A 14,451-nucleotide genomic window follows, 5' to 3' on the forward strand; every position below is an offset into this window, starting at 1 on the left:
GGATGTTAATTATACGCCTTTTGTCGACTGAACAGTGACCCGATACTAACGATCCGATTTGACCTCGTCAGCGTAGCTGTCGGCCAACCGCGTCGGCTCGGGGAGTTTGTAGCCGCCGCCGAGGGCGGCCACGAGGTCGACCGTTGTCTCGGCGCTCACTCGGTGGCCGGGACTGACGTAGAGGGGATTGATATGGCGACTCCCTGATTCGTACTGTCTCGACTGGTAGGCGTAGCCGATGATTGTGCCGGCTGGGCAGTCGACGCGACCCGTCGCTTCGATTGGGGTGCGCCACCCCTCCGGTCTGTTCTCTACTGACTCCCACGGCTCACCACACAGCAGGCTCTTTGCGATGCCAATAGCCGGAATGTCGAAGACGACACCCATGTGGGTTGCCAGCCCAGCCTGTCGGTAGTGAATCCGCCCGCTGCCGTCGAAACAGGCGAGATCCGGCTCACAGTCGAGCGTGGCGAAGGCCTCAACAATCGCTTCGCCCTCCCGAAACGAGAGTAAGCCGGGTATATACGGGACCGAAAGCTCGGTGACCGCGTGAGTCCGTTCGATTATGTCGCCGTCTCGGAGTGCAACGATAGCGCTGATCGCGGTATCGTCGACAAATGCTTGGTCGACGCCAGCGATGATGGGTGACTCTTGATTGGCGGTCGGTGCCGGGTTCTCAGCCGAGGTCAGCGTCGACTGCGTAGAGTCTGTCGACGTGAGGGACTCTGTCGACTGGGTAACCGTGGCCGGATCAAACGACAATCGATCAGTAAACTCGGCTTCGGCCGCGATCTCCCGCTGGAGCTCCTCCATCGTAGACCGGGAAAGCGTCGGATCGGGGACGAGATCGGGTCGAACCGGGTGCATCGATTAGAACCGTCGACGGCCGCCACCGCCGCGGCCGCCGAACTGGAGTTGGTTCGGAACGCGAACCTCTCCCTTGAGCTTTCGGCCGTACCAGAGGCCGATCACGAGGCCGACGAGATGGGCGAAGTGGGCGACGTCCCCCATGCCGACGGTCCCGGCGGCCGACGGGTCGATGAGGAACAGCACCGAAATGGCCGCAAACCCGAATGTCAATATATAGAGCGGGATCGGGAGGACGAAAAACAGCAGTACCTTCATATCGGGGTTGAGGATCGTCAGCACGCCCAGAATGGCAAAGACGGCACCACTGGCTCCGAGAACTGGCGTGTAGTCTCCGGTGAGGAGTGCGACACCGACATGGCCGAGTCCAGCGGCCATCCCTGCACCGAGAAACAGCAAGAGGAATTTCTTCGAGCCGGTGTAGCGCTCGACAATCGGCCCGAAGAAAAACAGGGCAATACTGTTTGCTGCAAGGTGGTAGAGCCCACCGTGGGAGAAAATCGAGGTGATCCACGTCCAGAGATACTCGGGGTGGGCTGGCGACAGCGTGAACACCGCTGTGAAGACAGCGGGACCGAACAGTACGTTGACGATCAACTGCAGGAGGAATGTGATCCACATCAGCCCCAACAGCGTATAGGCCATGTTGCCACGGAAGTAGCTCAGTGGCCCTCCGGTGCCGGTTAGCTTGTCGACCATTCCTCGTGCTTTCGACGTTCGGCCGCCGGATTCGACGGAATCGTCGAACCCACTGTCGAAGACGCCGCTGGGATCGTCCCAGTCGTCGAGCCCCGGACAGTCGTGGTTCTCGGGGAGCCGATGGGCCGCACAGAACGTCTGGCCACAGCGCCGACACTGATAGGGCATGTTCTCATCCGCGCCACACGCATCGCATTTCGCCATTAGCAGTACCTAACGGCGGCGGGATCAAAGGAGTTTGGCTCTCGTGTGCCTAGGCGACTCACTCGCTGTCGGCTGTGGCAGTCTCGCTCTCGTCGTCCTCGGGGTCGAAGTTCGTCGGGACAACAGTGAGATGCTGTATTCCGAAACTCGGTTGGGATGCTGCCATCACACTCACCGTTTCGGGCTGTCAGCCCAAATAATTACCCATGCGCATACCGTATTCCGCGTGGTGTCAGTATGCGTGAGACACATCCGTGGCTGTAGATGAGGAGAACAACAACGAAAACAGCAGGTTGTGTCGACTGTTAGAACTTCTCGTCGTAGAGCTCTTGGCTGTGCTCGATGGCGTCAACTGCGGCCTGTTTGTCTTCCCAGCCAAGGATTTCGGCCTCTTTGCCGTCTTCGAGGTTCTTGTAGGTGCTGAAGAACTCGGTGATCTCGTCTTGCTTCTGCTGGGGGAGATCGGCGAGATCTTCGATGTGGTCGTAGCGTGGGTCCTCAGTCGGGACGGCGATGACTTTGTCGTCCTGCTCGCCGCTGTCGTCCATCTTCATCAGCGCGACAGGGCGGGCTTCGACCACACAGCCGGGGAACGTCTGGTCTTTGACCAACACGAGCACGTCGAGTGGGTCGTCGTCGTCGTACCACGTTCGCGGGATGAAGCCGTAGTCAGAGGGGTAGTGAACGTTCGAGTGGAGCACGCGATCCAGCACGACTGCTGGAATATCCTTGTCGTACTCGTATTTGTTCCGGTCGCCTTTCAGACATTCGACGACAGCGTGAATCGTCTCGGGCGCATCAGGTCCCGTTTCGAGCGTTTTCCAAAGGTTCGTCATTACGTATACCGGTTCCGAGACCCAGCAAAAAGTCCTTTCGGGACCCAGTCGACTGTCGTGTCATCCTCACACATACTTCAGTCGACTGGGAGACCGACCACCTCTAAACAGTCAACATATCGTTTGTTTATTTGATAATTAAGCAATTTAGTCGGAAAATAGTTAATAAGTTTATCATTTATTGGAGCGCTCAAACCGTGCAACTGCGCTCAGTCGCCATGATAATAGGGTGTTTAAGCCGGTAATACGCCGATCTCTGATGACAAATGCAGAAATCGAGGTCTGAGTACCGAAGTTTTAAATAGCATGATGACATTTAGCCAACTATGTCAGAGGCACAATCAGTTAGCGACGAATTAGATCTGGCACGCGACCTGACCGCGTTCCAGCAGAACATCCTCGTGATCCTCTCGGAGGAGCCACGATACGGACTCGCCATCAAGCGCGAGCTCGAAGACTACTACGGGACGGAAGTCAACCACGGTCGGCTTTACCCCAACCTCGATGACCTCGTCGAGATGGATCTCGTCGAGAAAAGCGAACTCGACAAGCGGACCAACCAGTACGAACTCACCGAACTGGGGTACAAAGCCATCCTCGGCCAGTTCGAATGGAAGCTTTCGAAGTTCGTCACCGACCACGACCGCGCACAGGACATCTACGACCTGGTCGACGCCCTCAAATAACCGGTCACTCTGACGCCGGACTTGGGCAGTCGGCTTCGGAGACAGCAAAGACATGTTCGAGGGAGGTCTCGACGACCTCCTGCTGCTTTTTATCGGGCCACGCGTTACGCTCGTAGTACTCAGTAGTGAACTCTTCAATTTGTTCGTCGGTCGCGCTGTCGACACGGGCCAGATAGTGGTTTCCCATGAAATCCGCAAACGCTCGCACGTTTTCGGCATGCTCCGGGTCGTACTCCTCGGCGACCGCCTCGACGAGGGCGTCGTTGTGGGCTTCGATCTCCTCGAACGTTCCCTCGTCGTGGGCGTCCCCGAGTGGGATTTCGACCGCACGGTCGGTGTCCTCGATGCGGTCGAGGACGACTGTGCCGTCGTCGAGCCACTCGTCGGGATACAACACGAGCGTTTCGTCTTCCTCACGGACACGCGCCGTATAGGCGTGGGCAGCGAGGGCCTCCTCGCGCCGCTGGCGGTAGGCATCGGCTTCATCGCTGTTGCCCACCTGCCGGGCTAGTTTGGTCAGTCGCTCTGCGTCCTCGACAGTGTCGGCTGGTAACTCACTCATCTAGTGCCTCGTTTGCCAGTTCGTCGGCGTGGCTGTTTATTTCTCTCGGGACGTGCTCCAACGACCAGCGGTCGAACCCGGTCAGTAGTTCCCGAACCCGAACTCGGCGCTCCCGAAGCGTCGGCTCGTTGGCATCCCACTCGCCGCGAACCTGTTTGACGGTTAGCTGTGAGTCGCCCCGAAGGTCGACCTCGCTGATCCCGTAGTCGCGGGCGGCTTCGAGTGCGCGAATCAGCGCCTGGTACTCGGCGTCGTTGTTCGTGGTTTCACCGATTCGTGCGTTGCCTTCGGCGGCGATCCCGTCGCTGGTGACGATCACCCAGCCGACCGACGCCGGACCGGGATTTCCGCGGCAGGCCCCATCGAAGTAGACGTGTGCGCGGCCGCCGCCCTCTTCGAGCAGCATGGTAATCGAACTCGGGTCGGAACCCTGAACGACGACTTTGTCGTCGTAGGCGACCGCAACCGCGCCGTCGCGTTCGGCACGCCACTCCTCATGAGGGGTGTTTCCCGACCCGATGTCGACGCCTGCCTCCTGGAGGCGGTCGGCGGCGAGATCGGGATCACAGTCGACTGTTGGCATACAGTCGCTCGGTCAGCAACGATGAAAGGTGGTTCGTTCCTCCGGCGTCGACTGCTGGTACCCTGTAACTTTACAATGAGGACACAGATTACTATGTAAAGGGATGACACGGTCAACCCGCCAGCGTGCAGACAGTCAGACACAGCACAACAAGGGCGACACATCCGAGGAAATCGATCTGGATGACGTCGACCCCGAAGACGTCGTCCGAACGTCGGATGGCGAACTCATTCACGAAGAGACAGGGCTCATACTCGAAGACGATCAGATCGACCGCGGTCCCGAGTGGCGGGCGTTCACCCATTCGGAACGACAGGACAAATCCCGGGTCGGTGCCCCCACGACCAAAACGATGCACGACAAGGGGTTGACGACCACCATCGACTGGAAAAATCAAGATGCCTACGGACGGTCGCTGTCCTCGGAAAAGCGGAGTCAGATGCACCGACTCCGGAAATGGCAGGAGCGCATCCGGACCAAGGACGCCGGCGAGCGCAACCTCCAGTTCGCGCTCAGCGAGACCGACCGGATGGCCAGCGCACTGGGTGTCCCGCGGTCGGTACGAGAGGTCTCGTCGGTCATCTACCGGCAGGCACTCAACGAGGACCTGATTCGCGGGCGCTCCATCGAGGGCGTGTCGACGGCCGCGCTGTATGCGGCCTGTCGGAAGGAAGGCATCCCGCGAAGCCTCGAAGAGATCGCGGAGGTCTCCCGTGTCGAGCGCAAGGAGATCGGCCGGACCTACCGCTACATTTCCCAGGAACTCGGCCTCGAAATGCGGCCGGTCGACCCCAAACGGTACGTCCCCCGATTTAGCTCACAGTTGGATCTCAGCGAGGAAGTCCAAGCGAAAGCCAAAGAGATCATCGACACGACCGCCGAGCAGGGCCTGCTCTCGGGGAAGTCGCCGACCGGCTTTGCAGCGGCCGCGATCTACGCAGCCTCGCTGCTCTGCAACCAGAAGAAGACCCAACGCGAGGTTGCCGACGTTGCCCAAGTGACCGAAGTGACGATTCGGAACCGGTATCAAGAACAGATCGAAGCGATGGGTCTCTCCTGACGAGCCAAGGTTGAAGCCCTCTGGATTCCTCCCTGCTACTGAATGCGGCTCTCGGAGTTCATCGAGTACGAGGCTAACGACCGCGCCGAGCGTCGACGCCTCGCCAGCGAGAAATCCTACGAGATCCTCGACCGACTCGTAGTCGACGATCAGTTCGCCGAAATCGCCGACAACAACGAGTTCGGCAGCGTTTCACCGTCGATCTTCGTCGGTCGCGCAGGCTACCCAGAGGTCTCGACCGGCCTGCTGTCGCCGGTCGGTCAGGAGGCCGACGCCGACCAGTTCGCCACCAGTGGCGACTGGTACGATGAGGGCGTCTCGATCAGCGACGTGTTCGAGCGGCGAACCTCTCTTCTAAATGCCAGCCAGTCGACGCCGGTCGAGACGAACGTTCACGACGCATGGGACGGCTTTCTCGGCGTCCAGCGCGAAGTTGCGATTGCCGACCGGCCGGTTGGTATCGAAGTCGGCCTCAACGGTGGGCCGGAACTCGATCTGGGATTGTCGCCGGGCGACGTGTCGACGCCGACCGGTCCACGCGCCCCTGCGAAAGATGCCACGCTGACCGAGAACCCCCACGTCCCGCGCCCAGTGAAAAAGACGCTCGAAGACGACGACTGGGCGGCGACCGGCGCGATGAACTACCTCTACAATCGGGGGTTCGATGTCTACGAGATCAACACCATTCTTTCGGCGGGCGCACTCGGCCAGCAGGCAAACCGTCGACTCGTCCCCACGCGGTGGTCGATCACCGCAGTCGACGACACCATCGGCCAGTATCTCCACGGAAAACAGTCGACTGCGACCAGCGTCGACAGCGTTCAGGTCTGGCATAACGAATATTTGGGCAACAGTTTCTGGATCATTCTCGCCCCCGGCCAGTGGGAGTTTGAACTGGTCGAACTCAAAGCGCCCGGGAGTGTTTGGAATCCCGATCCAGAGGGTGGGATGTGGTTAGCCAGCGACTACGAAGGAGCCTCAGGGCGAACACAGTACGTCGACCAGACAGCGGGAGCCTACTACGCCGCTCGGCTGGCGGTGCTCGAACATCTGGATCAGGTGGGTCGACAGGCCAAAGTACTCGTCTTGCGGCACGTCTCCGACGACTACTGGGGACCAGTTGGTGTCTGGCAGGTCCGGGAGGCGATTCGCCACGCCTTCGACGGCGAACACGGCGACAGCGAGACGTTCGACGAAGCGGTAGCCGAAATCGTCTCACTGCTCCCGGTGTCGATGGCCGACCTTCGGCGGCAGTCGACGCTGGTGGCGGGTCGACAGTCCGGGCTGGACGCGTTCTTATAAAATCAGTCCCATGTAACCCACAGCAGGAACCCGAGGGCGACCGTCTGAAAGACGTGGAGCACGATGTTCGCGGTCCACGCCTGAGGTGGCATATCGGTCGCAAACCACGAGGCGAGCACCGGATGAAGCACGTAAAAGTACAGCGTCAGGCCGTTCTGGGCGAGCAGCACGGCTCCGAAGACCGCCAGTCCGATGGCGTGTTTCGATCTGAACGTCCGGTAGTTCCGGAACCAGATAGCTGTCAGTACGAACAGCATGAGCACGTTCAACAAGACGCTGACGCGTGCGATAGCTATCCAGTCGATCATCCGCCTCGGCCCCCCGTGTGCATCGTCCCTGTCATAGTGGTAGTTCCTCCGCGATCTCCTCGATGAGGTCCCAGTTCCGTTCGGCCCCCTCTGTCGGAGAGTAGACCGCGCCGTAGTTGTCGCCCGTTTTCTTGAGTATCCCGTGTTTCTGGAGGACATCCAAGTGATGACGGATCGTCGAGTAATCGAGCTCCAGTGTCTCGGCAAGTTGGTTCGCGTTCCGCGGCCGTTCGTCGACCGCCCGCAGGATGCGGACGCGGTTCGGACCTCCCCGGGTACCGGTCAACACGTACCACAGGACGGCCTCCATGCAAGCACGGTGGTGTGGGACGCGCCTAAATATGTCGTTACGCTGTACTCCTCGATTGATTACTCGGCGTCGACGACGAGATCGAGGTCGAATGGCTCGTCGGCCGGGGCGTCGTCCGGAGCAAGATAGCCGACTGCGAAGCCGGAGTAGACCACGCCGGCCTCAGGTGCGACATCGAAGGTGGCGACGACATCGCCATCGTTGTTCTCGGTCGCAGGCCGGACTTCGAGTTCGTACTCGCCCGGGGGTACCTCGACGGCTCCGGCCGCCCCGAATGGAACATCGGTGAAGAGGGCATCGCCACCCGCAGTCACGTCGACGTTCGGCGCGTCGGGCGCGGCGTGGACCAACCTGATCCGGGCGTTGTCACCCGGGTCCGAGACGTCGTCCTCGTAGACCTCGACCGCGAACGGCTGATTCTCGTCGGTGAGTTCGCCGACTGCCGCCACGGTAAACTCACCGGCTGGGACTTCGAGTGCCTCGTCGAAGACGACCGTCTCAATGTCGCCTGCGGCGGTGATCATGACATCGTACGTGCCTGCGGTGAGTTCGAGATAGTCGCTGACCGTCCGGTAGGGGACGTCTTCGAGCACCGCATCGCCGTCGAGATAGACGTCGACGTTCGGCGCGTCGGGCGAAAGATGGGCGACCCGGAGACTGGCGTCCATTTCCCCTTCGGAGCCGTCCATCTCGTCCTCGGATTCGTTCATCTCGTCATCCGATCCATCCATCTCCTCGTCGCTGGAATCGTCGGTCGACCCCGAATCGGCTCCGCCACCCATACACCCAGCAAGGGAACCAACTACAGCTACGCCACCAACCGACTTCAGTACCGTTCGTCACTTTTGGTTTGACATGTGCGTCTCTACCGACGGTGAGCGGCCTCATGAACTATTTCCGGAGTCTCTCGGGGGTCGCGCCCGGATCAGGCCCCTGTTCGACCGAACTCTCTCCCAAATTCGACCCGAAACCGACAGCATGATTCCAATTGAGAAGTAGCTACGCGCCGTCGTATTCGAAAAGAAAGCGATCAGACTGGGTTAGGCTGGTTTGTTTTCCAGCTGTTCGAAGACGGTTTCGACCATCTTTCCGGTCTCGTCAATAATATCATCGAGTTCCTCGTCATCGGTCGACATCCCGAGCAATCGCGCAATTTTCATGATACTGACGTGGTAGACACGCTGGACGCCCGGTTCAGCCTGCCAGATCACCATATTACAGGGAAACAGCGCGCCGATCTTGCCGCCGGTAGCGTCGAGGGCTCGGTCGGCCATCTTCGGGTTGCAGGCCCCCAACACGTAGTAGGGCTCGCGGTCGGCGTCGACCTTCTCGTTGAGCATCTTCGAGGGCGAAAACTCCGCGGGGAAGCCGAAGCCAGCCTCCTCGCAGACCGCCCGCACGTACTGGATGGCCTCCTCGTGATCCATTTCGAGGGTTGCCTGTTGCTCGCCGAAATCCTCGGGGTCGACCGTTGCGGGATCAAATGGCAGTGACATACCACTCCCTACGGGGCGGGAGTCAAAAAGGAACGTGGGACTACTCGGTGGCGACCGGTTCGCGACCGATGACGTCGAAGACGGCATTGACGAACGTCTGTCGACGGTCGAAGTAGGTGGTTTCGACCGATTCGAGGACCGCCTCAACGGTCTCCGGGCCATCTGGCGTTCGAATTTCGGTGTCGCCGACCTTCTCGACGATATCGCTGTGTGTCTGGGGCCACGTGAGTCGGGCGGCGACGCGAGCGATTGGCGCACCCTCGACGGCCCGATCGTCGCCGAGCGGGACCGTGGGTTCCGAGTCGGCTTCCTCGTCGTCTGACATGGCTCATAGTTCGTTGCGGTCTGCCTAATGCTTTCGATATCTGCGACCCGCCCAGAGGACCGATTATACAGACGAGATACAAGACAGATAGTCCGATATATCAAGCAAATACATCTCGTACGGCGACTGTCTGACATACTGTTTTGTATCCGCGATACATAGCCGGCAACATGACCGATCTATCGGAGGCCTACGAAGGGAGTGTCGCCTCGCAGCAGGGGCGGCACCGGCTCTATCTGGGCGTTGGCCTCTTTCTCGCGGGCGCGGTACTGCTGCTGGCGGGAATCGTTATCGCGGGCTCCGGGCTGTTGACGTCGCAGGGCTACTCGCTCGGTGAAACGCGGTGGCTCGGCGGCATCCTCGGCGGGATCGGCCTCCCGGCAGTCATCCTCGGTGTGTTTACCATCCTCCCGGCCAGTCGACGAACCCGGTCGGCCGCGCTCATCGGGGCCTCGCTGTCGCTGTTCGGCGTCGCCATCTTTTCACATGCCTACCCCTGCCAGTGGATCGGGACGACCTGTGCGAACCCCGGCATCGATCTCACGCTCCCGACCGCCGGCATCTACACCATCGGCACGCTGACGACAATCGGCTGTCTGCTTGTCGGCATTGCTAACTTCAAAATCCGCAACAACCCCGGCGGCACCGTCACGATGGAGGTCACCCGACAAGGCGAGACCAAGACTGTCGAGGTCCAAGAGGCAAACGGTGGTGGCCTCGGCGGCATCGGCTTCTTCGGTTCGACACCCGACGGCGAGGTCGACACCCAGACCAATTCGGGCCCACAACACCAAGCAGTCGACACGCCGACCAGCGACGGTGGTGCGACAGCCAATTCGATCAGTTCGCCGCTCGACAGCAGTCAGACAGCCAGCGGTACCCAACCCGATGCCACCGGCGTCGACCATATCGGTCCGGGCTCGCCAAGCCAGTCAGCCGGCGAGACGCCGACCGAATCCTCGGTCGACCGCTACTGTGGGAGCTGTGTCCAATTTAAATACGTCCGCACCGATTCCGGAATCCGCCCCTACTGCGCCCATCACGACGAACTGATGGACGATATGGATGCCTGCGACGATTGGCAGTCGCGCTGACCGGGATCGCCTACTTATAAACAATCACCGGTTACCGTCGGATTAGGAACTAGCTACTTATAAAATAGTGTTGTTGGGTGAGCGATGAGCGATCACTCACTTATAAATGACCGCAGTCGGTCGCTGTCCCACGTATTGATCACGTCGTCTGCTTCTGCCCAGCCGCGTCTGGCGGTCTGGACTCCATATCTGACGTTGTCGAAGGCTCCCGGCCCGTGGGCATCAGTGTTGATCGCAATCGTTCCACCGGCTTCGACGACTGCGCGGACGGCCTCGCCGTGGAAATCCAAGCGCAACGGGTTGGCGTTGACCTCCAGTGCGGTTCCGTGTTCGGCTGCACACTCCGCGACGGTGGTGACATCAAGCGGCAGCCCTTCGCGGCTGTTGATCATCCGGCCGGTGGGGTGGCCGATGATGTCGACCGTCGGCTCCCGAATCGCCTTGCAGATCCGCTCGGTCGCGGTCTCGGTGTCCTGATCCAGCGCGCTGTGCGGTGAGGCGACCACGACATCGAGATCGGCCAGTAGATCGGTCGACGTACTGAGCGAGCCATCGGCTTCGATGTTCGTCTCGACGCCATGGAGCAGATCGATGTCGACCTCGTCTCGTACCACCGCGATTTCGTCGGCCTGCTCGCGGAGGTCCTCGTCAGTGAGGCCGATTGATTCGATGATGCCCGCGCCCGCGGCGTGGTCGGTGACTGCATGGAACGCGTAGCCACGGTTGGCGGCGGCTTCGGCCATCTCCCGGATCGTGTAGCGACCGTCGGACCACTCCGAGTGGGTGTGGAGGTCGCCACGAATCGCTGCCTGTTCGAGGAGGTCGGGGAGTTCTCCCTCGGTGGCCGCTTGAATCTCGCCGGTATCCTCCCGGAGCTCCGGCGGAATCCACGGCAAGCCGAGTGCCTCGTACATTTCGGCTTCGGTTTCGCCACCCAGTCGGATCCCCTCGCGGCGGGCATCCTCGTCGGTCGACTCTTCGGGATTGCTATCGAGGCCCGAGACGTCGAACACGCCGTACTCGTTGAGTTTACGCTCCTGATCGATGGCGACGTTCCGGAGCCGAACGTTGTGGTCCTTGCTGCCGGTGAAATACTGCAGGGCCGCGCCGAACTCCTCTGGGACGACCACCCGGAGGTCGACGCGCACGTCGTCGGCCCGCAAGCTGGATTTGTGCGAGCCGGCCTCGATGATGTCGTCGGCTGCCTCCCACTCGGTGAACGCGTCGACGACCGCCTGACTGTCCTCGCTGGCGGTGAGCACATCTACATCGCCAATGGTGTCCTTCCAGCGCCGGATGGATCCCGCGACTTCGACACGCTCGATTGCGTCGACAGAGTCTAGGTAGTCAAGCAGTCGGTCGGCAATCGGTCGCGCGTCGCCGAGGCGTTCGCGCTGTTGGCTCTGGCGGGCAAACGGAATGTTGTCGAGAATGTTTTGTTCGGTTTTCGCGCCAAATCCCTTGATTTCCTGAATCTCGCCTGCCTCGGCGGCGGTCTCCAGTTCGTCGAGATCGGTGATATCGAGGGCCTCATAGAGGGTACCGACCGTTTTCGGGCCGACCCCTTCGACGCTCGTGAGCGCGGCCATGTCGACGGGCATCGACTCTCGTAGCTCACTGAGTTCGGCGATCTCGCCGGTTTCGAAATATTCGACGACTTTCGAGGCGATGGCATCGCCCACGCGGTCGATCTTCTCGACTTCCGCTTGGCCACTCATGGCCAATTGGTCGATTGGCTCGGGGTGGTCGGCGATGTTTTCGGCCGCTCGCCGGTAGGCGTTGGGCTTGTACTCGACGCCGTCGGCTTCGAGTCTGTCGGCGAACTCGTAGAGCAACCGGGCGATCTCGTCGTTGTAGCTCATCTGTTGTCCGTTCGTTTGCGAGCCGGCTACTTAGCTCCGGGTCGTGTCGACTGACCAAAATTTGAATACTCGTCACCGACACTTGCTAGTCGACTTCCATGACCACACCCCCGGGACCACAGGACTGCCACGACTGTGGGGCGACCGTCGACCCGACAGCGAACTTCTGTCCACAGTGTGGGACGGCGACCGGGGCCTCGCTGGCGGCGTTCTGCCCGGACTGTGGTGAGGCCTTCGACAGCGACGACGAGTTCTGTTCGCACTGCGGTCACCCACGAGGCGAGGACAGTGGCCAGTCGACCGAAAGCAAGAGCCACTCGGCCGAAACCACCGAAACGAAGGCCGCCTTCCGGCAACGCGTCACTGCCCATCTGGAAGCCGGCTGGGAACTCAAAGACGATGGCGGCGACCACGTCACGCTCGTCGACCGGGACATCGGTTCAATTCCGCTTCACGTCCTCCTGCTGTTTACGACCAGTGGCGTCGGTAACCTCCTGTACGGCTGGTACCATTACGCCAAACGTGCCGAGCGACGGTATCTCTCGGTCGGTGACGGTCGACAGCCGCGACCGCCCGGAGCCGGCTCGGCAAGCGACACCACGGCCACCGGTAGCGACACCGCGAACGCAGTGCTGTCGTATCTCGCGGGCGGGCTCGTCGGGTTCTTCGCCGTCTGGTTCCTGTTCGTCGGTGCTGTCGGCACACCGGCTCCCATGCTTGGTGTGCTCGGGGTCCTGTTTGCTCTCGGTGGGCTCAGTATCTTGCCGCCGGTCAGACGCCGACTCGGCCGTCGACACGGCCTTACAAAGTTCGGCCGCCTCAAGAGCGTCGACCACCGTGTCGTCCATCCAACTGAGGGATATGACGACCCCTGTATCATCTGTGGCAAACGAGGCCGAAGCGGGTTGCTCCGTCGACGGCGCGACGAGACCGTGCTTGCGGGCGTCCCGCTCGTGACCCACGGGCTGGATCACAACTACTACTGTGAGCAGTGTGCAACGCAGGATCTCTTCGGCGGGAACGCGGGAGGCGAGATGCCGCCTAATGATGCGGAAGCCGAAACGGTGTCGACGGCTGAAATGGAGTGACGGTAGAGAATACTGGCGCTATCGCTGGTTCCGACTGTTCGAATCCTCGTGGCCCAATCCTTTTGAAGTAGTTGCTGTCGGCTGACTCACGATCAACAATACCAATCAACCCGTGGGACCGAAGTTTTGAATATTCGACAGCTACAATCACATATAGTGCCCGAGACGACGACCACCTCCGAGTCGGAGTCACCCTACTGTCACAGCTGTGGGGCGACCGTCGACCCTGCGGCCAACTTCTGCCCACAGTGTGGAGTGACTGTCAGCCATCCCTCGCGGGCGGCCTTCTGTCCGGGCTGTGGCGAAGCCTTCGATTCCGACGACGAGTTCTGTTCGCAGTGTGGTCACCCACGGTCAGATTCAGGTGGCGAGACCGATCAGTCCGGCAGTGCTCACAGCCAAAAAACACATGAAGAGTTCCGTCAGCGCGTCAGAAATCACGTCAAAGCTGGCTGGGAACTCGACGCCGACTACGGCGACCGTGTCACGCTCGTCGACCGGAACATCGGCTCGCTTCTGCTCCATGCCCTGTTGCTGTTGACAACGTACGGTGTTGGCAACATCCTCTACGGCTGGTACCACTACATGATGTGCGCCGAAACGCGGTACCTCTCGGTCGACAACCAGTGGCCGTCCGACTCGTCGGAAACGGACCGATCCGAGGGCCGTGAGCCGGTGGTCGACTCGGGCTTCTCAAAGGCATTCTCGTATCTGATTGGGAGTAGCCTGCTGTTCACCGGGCTATTTCTGTCCGTGCTCGCACTCAGTGCCGGGAGCCTTCTGGGTGGAGTCACCGCTCTGTGGTTGATCCTCGGTGGAATCGTGTTCTTTCCGCCGGCAAAACGCCGGCTCCGCAACCGCCATCGCCTCACGAAGTTCGGTCGACTCAAAACGGTCGATCAACGCATCATCGACCCCTACGAGGAGTGCGAGGAGTCCTGTGTCGTCTGCGGCGACGACATCACCGGTGGTCTCCACCGGCGTCGACGCGACGAAACCGTCGTCGCGGGGATTCCGGTGGTTCCTCACGAGATCAACCACAACTACTACTGTGTCGACTGTGCGAGAGCCGAAGTCGGGATCAGCGAATCGTCGACTGCCAATGGGGAGACTGAGCGACTGTCGACTGCTGAGATGGCTGAGATGGCTGGCGAAACCAGCTAGCGTCG

17 protein-coding genes are annotated in these 14,451 nt (G+C 60.6%); 6 read left to right on the top strand and 11 right to left on the bottom strand.

Annotation, left to right across the window (positions count from 1 at the left end; translation table 11 throughout):
* Nucleotides 1-45: 45 nt before the first annotated feature.
* The 3 genes from HALTADL_RS07995 to HALTADL_RS08005 form a co-directional block, all read right to left on the bottom strand.
* Nucleotides 46-867 carry an endonuclease V gene (locus HALTADL_RS07995; RefSeq protein ID WP_089672716.1) on the bottom strand — a complete coding sequence of 274 codons (822 nt, stop codon included), beginning with the start codon at nt 865-867 and terminating at the stop codon, nt 46-48.
* A gap of 3 nt (nt 868-870) precedes the next feature.
* Nucleotides 871-1,770 (bottom strand): rhomboid family intramembrane serine protease, encoded by a 900-nt coding sequence (locus HALTADL_RS08000; RefSeq protein WP_089672715.1) that lies wholly within the window; start codon nt 1,768-1,770, stop codon nt 871-873.
* A 305-nt stretch (nt 1,771-2,075) separates the two neighbouring features.
* Nucleotides 2,076-2,606, bottom strand: coding sequence for an inorganic diphosphatase (locus tag HALTADL_RS08005; RefSeq protein ID WP_089672714.1), 531 nt, complete (start codon nt 2,604-2,606; stop codon nt 2,076-2,078).
* 326 nt (nt 2,607-2,932) lie between these two features.
* On the opposite strand from HALTADL_RS08005, the gene HALTADL_RS08010 reads away from it, so the two are divergent.
* Complete coding sequence (locus HALTADL_RS08010) at nt 2,933-3,292, top strand: PadR family transcriptional regulator (RefSeq protein WP_089672713.1); 360 nt, start codon at nt 2,933-2,935, stop codon at nt 3,290-3,292.
* Between the two features lie 4 nt (nt 3,293-3,296).
* Here HALTADL_RS08010 and HALTADL_RS08015 read toward each other — a convergent pair whose 3' ends face one another.
* Together HALTADL_RS08015 and rnhA are read right to left on the bottom strand one after the other, a co-directional pair.
* Nucleotides 3,297-3,854 carry a DUF7108 family protein gene (locus tag HALTADL_RS08015; RefSeq protein ID WP_089672712.1) on the bottom strand — a complete coding sequence of 186 codons (558 nt, stop codon included), beginning with the start codon at nt 3,852-3,854 and terminating at the stop codon, nt 3,297-3,299.
* Nucleotides 3,847-4,437 (bottom strand): ribonuclease HI, encoded by a 591-nt coding sequence (rnhA, locus tag HALTADL_RS08020; RefSeq protein WP_089672711.1) that lies wholly within the window; start codon nt 4,435-4,437, stop codon nt 3,847-3,849. Before rnhA ends, HALTADL_RS08015 begins: the two co-directional genes overlap by 8 nt.
* A gap of 103 nt (nt 4,438-4,540) precedes the next feature.
* Between rnhA and HALTADL_RS08025 the strand changes: the two genes are divergently transcribed.
* Both HALTADL_RS08025 and nreA read left to right on the top strand, forming a co-directional pair.
* Entirely contained in the window at nt 4,541-5,497 is a 957-nt protein-coding gene (locus tag HALTADL_RS08025) for a transcription initiation factor IIB (RefSeq protein WP_089672710.1), read from the top strand.
* A gap of 42 nt (nt 5,498-5,539) precedes the next feature.
* Complete coding sequence (gene nreA / locus HALTADL_RS08030) at nt 5,540-6,799, top strand: DNA repair protein NreA (protein WP_089672709.1); 1,260 nt, start codon at nt 5,540-5,542, stop codon at nt 6,797-6,799.
* A 2-nt stretch (nt 6,800-6,801) separates the two neighbouring features.
* Here the strand turns inward: nreA and HALTADL_RS08035 are convergent, their stop codons facing one another.
* The 5 genes from HALTADL_RS08035 to HALTADL_RS08055 form a co-directional block, all read right to left on the bottom strand.
* A complete protein-coding gene (locus HALTADL_RS08035) occupies nt 6,802-7,107 on the bottom strand; it encodes a hypothetical protein (RefSeq protein ID WP_089672708.1) in 306 nt (101 codons plus the stop codon).
* A 31-nt stretch (nt 7,108-7,138) separates the two neighbouring features.
* Nucleotides 7,139-7,417, bottom strand: coding sequence for a winged helix-turn-helix domain-containing protein (locus tag HALTADL_RS08040; protein ID WP_089672707.1), 279 nt, complete (start codon nt 7,415-7,417; stop codon nt 7,139-7,141).
* A gap of 59 nt (nt 7,418-7,476) precedes the next feature.
* A complete protein-coding gene (locus HALTADL_RS08045) occupies nt 7,477-8,199 on the bottom strand; it encodes a DUF4397 domain-containing protein (RefSeq protein WP_089672706.1) in 723 nt (240 codons plus the stop codon).
* 258 nt (nt 8,200-8,457) lie between these two features.
* Nucleotides 8,458-8,913: a DUF302 domain-containing protein gene (locus tag HALTADL_RS08050; protein ID WP_089672705.1), complete on the bottom strand. Its 456-nt coding sequence runs from the start codon at nt 8,911-8,913 to the stop codon at nt 8,458-8,460.
* A gap of 40 nt (nt 8,914-8,953) precedes the next feature.
* On the bottom strand, nt 8,954-9,238 hold the full coding sequence (locus tag HALTADL_RS08055; protein ID WP_089672704.1) for a DUF5789 family protein: 285 nt from the start codon (nt 9,236-9,238) through the stop codon (nt 8,954-8,956).
* Between the two features lie 170 nt (nt 9,239-9,408).
* Between HALTADL_RS08055 and HALTADL_RS08060 the strand changes: the two genes are divergently transcribed.
* The gene (locus HALTADL_RS08060) at nt 9,409-10,332 is read left to right on the top strand and encodes a DUF7139 domain-containing protein (protein ID WP_089672703.1); all 924 of its coding nucleotides are present in this window, start codon (nt 9,409-9,411) and stop codon (nt 10,330-10,332) included.
* A 92-nt stretch (nt 10,333-10,424) separates the two neighbouring features.
* Here HALTADL_RS08060 and polX read toward each other — a convergent pair whose 3' ends face one another.
* Nucleotides 10,425-12,194: a DNA polymerase/3'-5' exonuclease PolX gene (polX, locus tag HALTADL_RS08065; protein ID WP_089672702.1), complete on the bottom strand. Its 1,770-nt coding sequence runs from the start codon at nt 12,192-12,194 to the stop codon at nt 10,425-10,427.
* Nucleotides 12,195-12,292: 98 nt separating this feature from the next.
* Here polX and HALTADL_RS08070 point away from each other — a divergent pair, with 98 nt between their 5' ends.
* Together HALTADL_RS08070 and HALTADL_RS08075 are read left to right on the top strand one after the other, a co-directional pair.
* Nucleotides 12,293-13,282 carry a zinc ribbon domain-containing protein gene (locus HALTADL_RS08070; protein WP_089672701.1) on the top strand — a complete coding sequence of 330 codons (990 nt, stop codon included), beginning with the start codon at nt 12,293-12,295 and terminating at the stop codon, nt 13,280-13,282.
* A 156-nt stretch (nt 13,283-13,438) separates the two neighbouring features.
* Nucleotides 13,439-14,446, top strand: coding sequence for a zinc ribbon domain-containing protein (locus HALTADL_RS08075; RefSeq protein ID WP_162551699.1), 1,008 nt, complete (start codon nt 13,439-13,441; stop codon nt 14,444-14,446).
* Nucleotides 14,447-14,451: the final 5 nt, after the last annotated feature.

It is taken from the genome of Halohasta litchfieldiae, assembly GCF_002788215.1.
Lineage (GTDB): Archaea > Halobacteriota > Halobacteria > Halobacteriales > Haloferacaceae > Halohasta > Halohasta litchfieldiae.

What these genes read in the sequence shown, in the direction of transcription:
- HALTADL_RS08040 (WP_089672707.1), bottom strand. Translation starts at nt 7,417, where the DNA reads ATGGAGGCCGTCCTGTGGTACGTGTTGACCGGTACCCGGGGAGGTCCG.
- HALTADL_RS08015 (WP_089672712.1), bottom strand. Translation starts at nt 3,854, where the DNA reads ATGAGTGAGTTACCAGCCGACACTGTCGAGGACGCAGAGCGACTGACC.
- HALTADL_RS08000 (WP_089672715.1), bottom strand. Translation starts at nt 1,770, where the DNA reads ATGGCGAAATGCGATGCGTGTGGCGCGGATGAGAACATGCCCTATCAG.
- rnhA (WP_089672711.1), bottom strand. Translation starts at nt 4,437, where the DNA reads ATGCCAACAGTCGACTGTGATCCCGATCTCGCCGCCGACCGCCTCCAG.
- nreA (WP_089672709.1), top strand. Translation starts at nt 5,540, where the DNA reads ATGCGGCTCTCGGAGTTCATCGAGTACGAGGCTAACGACCGCGCCGAG.
- HALTADL_RS08060 (WP_089672703.1), top strand. Translation starts at nt 9,409, where the DNA reads ATGACCGATCTATCGGAGGCCTACGAAGGGAGTGTCGCCTCGCAGCAG.
- HALTADL_RS08010 (WP_089672713.1), top strand. Translation starts at nt 2,933, where the DNA reads ATGTCAGAGGCACAATCAGTTAGCGACGAATTAGATCTGGCACGCGAC.
- HALTADL_RS08055 (WP_089672704.1), bottom strand. Translation starts at nt 9,238, where the DNA reads ATGTCAGACGACGAGGAAGCCGACTCGGAACCCACGGTCCCGCTCGGC.
- HALTADL_RS08050 (WP_089672705.1), bottom strand. Translation starts at nt 8,913, where the DNA reads ATGTCACTGCCATTTGATCCCGCAACGGTCGACCCCGAGGATTTCGGC.
- HALTADL_RS08070 (WP_089672701.1), top strand. Translation starts at nt 12,293, where the DNA reads ATGACCACACCCCCGGGACCACAGGACTGCCACGACTGTGGGGCGACC.
- HALTADL_RS08035 (WP_089672708.1), bottom strand. Translation starts at nt 7,107, where the DNA reads ATGATCGACTGGATAGCTATCGCACGCGTCAGCGTCTTGTTGAACGTG.
- HALTADL_RS08045 (WP_089672706.1), bottom strand. Translation starts at nt 8,199, where the DNA reads ATGGGTGGCGGAGCCGATTCGGGGTCGACCGACGATTCCAGCGACGAG.
- polX (WP_089672702.1), bottom strand. Translation starts at nt 12,194, where the DNA reads ATGAGCTACAACGACGAGATCGCCCGGTTGCTCTACGAGTTCGCCGAC.
- HALTADL_RS07995 (WP_089672716.1), bottom strand. Translation starts at nt 867, where the DNA reads ATGCACCCGGTTCGACCCGATCTCGTCCCCGATCCGACGCTTTCCCGG.
- HALTADL_RS08025 (WP_089672710.1), top strand. Translation starts at nt 4,541, where the DNA reads ATGACACGGTCAACCCGCCAGCGTGCAGACAGTCAGACACAGCACAAC.
- HALTADL_RS08005 (WP_089672714.1), bottom strand. Translation starts at nt 2,606, where the DNA reads ATGACGAACCTTTGGAAAACGCTCGAAACGGGACCTGATGCGCCCGAG.